This is a genomic window from Nocardioides sp. (assembly GCF_047607365.1).
In the GTDB taxonomy this organism is placed as follows: domain Bacteria; phylum Actinomycetota; class Actinomycetes; order Propionibacteriales; family Nocardioidaceae; genus Nocardioides.
Genome location: NZ_JASGDD010000197.1, coordinates 1 through 3,627, shown reverse-complemented (window position 1 = coordinate 3,627; position 3,627 = coordinate 1). Strand labels below are relative to the sequence as shown.

The window sequence follows — 3,627 nt, the reverse complement described above, 5'->3', positions numbered from 1 at the left end:
GTCGGGGAGCTCGACCGCGCGCCGGAGGGCGGTGGCGGAGGGCGGCGCGGCGACGCCGGCCAGGGAGGCCGGGCCGTCGTAGCCGTCGAGGCGCACGGCCCAGAACTCCTTCGCACCGGGGTCGTCGGGCTCGACGACCTCGGCGAGGCTCACCGCCGGAGCGGCGGCCGGGGCGCCGGCGTAGAGCTCCGCGATCCGGCGGAGGAGCTGCTGCACGGCGTACCCGTCGAGGACGACGTGGTGGGCCGCGTGGAGCCACCAGTCCGCCTCGGGCAGCCGCAGCAGTGCGGTCCGGGTCAGCTCGCCCCCGAGCAGGTCGAGCGGACGAGCCAGCTCGGACCGCATCCACTCCTCCGCCTCGTCCGGCCCGGCGACCTCCACGACCGGCAGCGCCACCACTCCCGTGTCCCGGAGGGGCCGGACGCGCTGCACCGGACCGTCCGGGCGGAGCGCCAGCTCGACGCGGAGCTGCTCGAACTCGGCGTACGCGCACCCGACGGCCTCGCGCAGGCGGGCCGGGTCCAGGCGCCCCTCCGCGGCGTCGACCTGGACCACCTCGGCGGTGGTGTAGCAGGGGTTGGCCGGGTCGAGCTGGTGGGCGAAGAAGAGGCCGCGCTGAGCCGGGGTGAGCGGAAGCCAGCCGTCCGTCGGGGCCGGCATCAGACGGCGACGGACGCGCGGCCCCGCACGTCGTCGTGGCCGCTTCGCGCGCTGGCGCGCACGAAGGCGACCGACGCCTCGCGGGCGAACTCGCCGAAGTCGATGTCGGTGCCCGCCTCGGCGAGGGCGTCCAGCAGCTCGAAGGCGCGCAGCGAGTCCAGGCCGAGCTCGAAGAGGTTGGCCTCGGGGTCGGCGAAGGCCGCCTCGACGGCCTCGGCCGGGAGCAGGCCGTCGAGCGTGCTCCGGACCAGCGCGTCGAGCCCGCCCGCGTCCCCGGTCTCTCCCGCGTCTCCCGCGTCGACGGCGAGGGCCTCCAGCACCCGGGAGGCGGTCGTCACCGACCCGCAGCAGCCGGCCACCTGGGCCAGCGCCCGGGCGTGGTCCTCCTCGGAGAGGTCGGCGACGGCGTCGGCGACGACGAAGGGCTGGACCTCCCGCTGGAAGGCGTCGAACGTGGTCGCCAGCACCCCGATATGGGCGTAGACCCCGGTGATGACGAGCTGGTCGCGGCCCTCGGCGCGCAGGCGCTCCGCCAGGTCGGAGTGCGCGAACGCGCTGTAGCGGTGCTTGACCAGGACGGTGTCGCCTGCGGCCGGGGCGACCTCCGGCACGATCTCGGTGTGGTCCGCGACGGGGCTCATCCCGCCGCCCCAGAGGTCTCCCTGCAGGCCACGCGGGACCGCGGCGTCACGCTCGCCGGTCTGGGCGGTGTAGAAGACCGGCACGCCGGCGGAGCGCGCGGCCTCGATCACCGCGGCGGTGTGGACCAGCGCGTCGGTGACGACCGCGCAGCCGGGCGCGAACGGCCGCAGGAAGTAGCGCTGGAGGTCGTGCACGAGCACGGCCGCGCGGTCGCGCTCCAGCGTCCAGCCGGCTCGCGAGCGGGGGAGGTCGGTGGGAGTGGCGTAGTCGACGAGCGTGGGGAGGGTCATCGTGGTGCTCCTGTCAGATCGGTGGCGAGGAGGCGCCGCAGCTCGCGGCGGGAGTTCTTGCCGACGTGCGTCGCGGGGAAGGCGTCGAGCACGACCACGTCGTCGGGGACCTTGTGGCTCGCGAGCCCCGCGGCCGTGAGATGCGCGCGCACGTCGGGCGGTCCGTCGGGCACGTGCTCGGGATCGAGGCGTACGACGAGCACGATCCGCTCGCCGAGATAGGGGTCGGGCGCGCCGACCGCGACCGCGTCGAGCACGCCGGGGCAGGTGAGCGCGAGCCCCTCGAGCTCGTCGGTCGCGACCTTCTCCCCCGCCCGATTGATCTGGTCCTTGTCGCGCCCGGTGACGACGAGGTGGCCGCTCGGGAGCTGGCGGACGAGGTCGCCGGTGCGGTAGAACCCGTCGGCGGTGAAGGAGTCGGCGTCGGCCTGCGGCGAGCCGTAATAGCCGCGGATCGTGTACGGCCCGCGGGTCAGCAGGCTGCCCTCCGTGCCCGGCCGCACGGGACGGTCCTCGGCGTCGACGACCCGCACCTCGTCGTACGGGCTGATGGGACGGCCCTGGGTGGTGGTGACGAGCTCGTCGGGGTCGTCGAGGCGGGTGTAGTTGACCAGTCCCTCGGCCATGCCGAAGACCTGTTGCAGCCGCGCGCCGAGCACCGGGCCGATCGCGGCCGCGATCGTGTCCGCCAGGCGGGCGCCGCCGACCTGGATCAGGTCGAGGCTGCTGAGGTCGGGTTTCCTGCGCCGGGCTGCCGAGACCCACGCCTGGGCGAGCGGCGGGACGAGGCTCGCCATCGTCACGCGCTCGGCCTCGATCAGGCGGAAGGCTGTGCCGGGGCTGGGATCGGGGGCGAGCACGACGGCCCCTCCCGCATGGAGCACACCCAGGATGCCCGGCGAGCTCATCGCGAAGTTGTGCGCCGCGGGGAGGCTGACGAGCATCACCGTCTCCTCACTCACCCCGCAGATCTCCGCACTCGCCCGCACCGAGTAGAGGTAGTCGTCGTGGGTTCTCGGGATGAGCTTCGAGACGCCCGTCGTTCCGCCCGACAGCTGCAGCAGGGCGACGGCGCCGGCCTCGGGGAGGAGTCCCCGGTTAACCGGTGACTCGGGAACTTCTGGGTCGGCACGCCCCCCGAGAAGTTCCCCACCCGGCTGGGTCGTGGGGCTGGAGGGGCCAGAGGTACGACGGGTGGACGGGGTCGACGGGAAGGCGAGATCAACCAGCGCCGGCGGCCCACCCGTCACCCGCTCGCTGCTCGCTCGCAGGACACCGGGCCAGTCGGCGCCCCGCGCCGAGGCGACCACCAGCGCCGCGGGGTCGGCCAGCTCGATGAACTGGCCGAGCTCCAACGGGCCGTGGGTGGGGAGGGCGAAGATCGGGATCGCGCCCATGCGGAAGATCGCCGCGATCACGGCGACGAACTCGGGGATGTTGGGCAGGGCGACGACGACGCGGTCGCCCAGCTCGACGCCGGCGGCCAGGAGCCGGTCGATGGCGGCGTCGGAGGCGGCGAGGAGGTCGGCGTACGTCCAGCGGACCTCGCTGCCGCCGGCGTCGCGGCCGACGACGGCGAGCCGGTCGGCGAAGCGGGCGCAGCGATCGGCGACGAAGGCGGGGAAGGTCTCGCCCGTCCACAGGCCCGCGGCGCGGTAGCCCGCGGCGACGTCCTCGGGGATGCCCCGCACCGGAAGCAGCGGCGACCTCATCACATGCCCGCCTCGACGCCGACGGCCCGCAGCATCGTGGCCAGCTTGGCGCCGGTCTCGGCGACCTCGGCATCGGGATTCGACCCGGTCACGACGCCGGCGCCGGCGAAGAGCCGCAGCGTATCCCCGGCGAGTACGCCGGAGCGGATCGCCAGCGCGAACTCGCCGTCGCCGTGCGCGTCGACCCAGCCGACCACGCCGGTCAGCGGACCGCGGCTCGCACCCTCGAGCTCGGCGATCGCGGCACGCGCCGCCTCGGCGGGCACGCCGGCGACCGCGGGCGTCGGGTGGAGCAGGCGGGCGAGGTCCAGCGCCGTCGGCAG

General features: G+C 75.0%; 4 protein-coding genes. All 4 read right to left on the bottom strand.

What is annotated here, in order from left to right; genetic code table 11:
* On the bottom strand, nucleotides 1-660 hold a 660-nt coding region (locus QM572_RS15255; protein WP_415094596.1), incomplete at its 3' end, for a condensation domain-containing protein.
* A complete protein-coding gene (locus QM572_RS15250) occupies nucleotides 660-1,592 on the bottom strand; it encodes an isochorismatase family protein (protein WP_415094594.1) in 933 nt (310 codons plus the stop codon). The genes QM572_RS15250 and QM572_RS15255, both read right to left, overlap by 1 nt.
* Nucleotides 1,589-3,304: a (2,3-dihydroxybenzoyl)adenylate synthase gene (locus QM572_RS15245; RefSeq protein ID WP_415094592.1), complete on the bottom strand. Its 1,716-nt coding sequence runs from the start codon at nucleotides 3,302-3,304 to the stop codon at nucleotides 1,589-1,591. Before QM572_RS15245 ends, QM572_RS15250 begins: the two co-directional genes overlap by 4 nt.
* Nucleotides 3,304-3,627, bottom strand: a 324-nt coding sequence (locus QM572_RS15240; RefSeq protein ID WP_415094590.1) for a chorismate-binding protein, incomplete at its 5' end; no start/stop codon positions are given. The genes QM572_RS15245 and QM572_RS15240, both read right to left, overlap by 1 nt.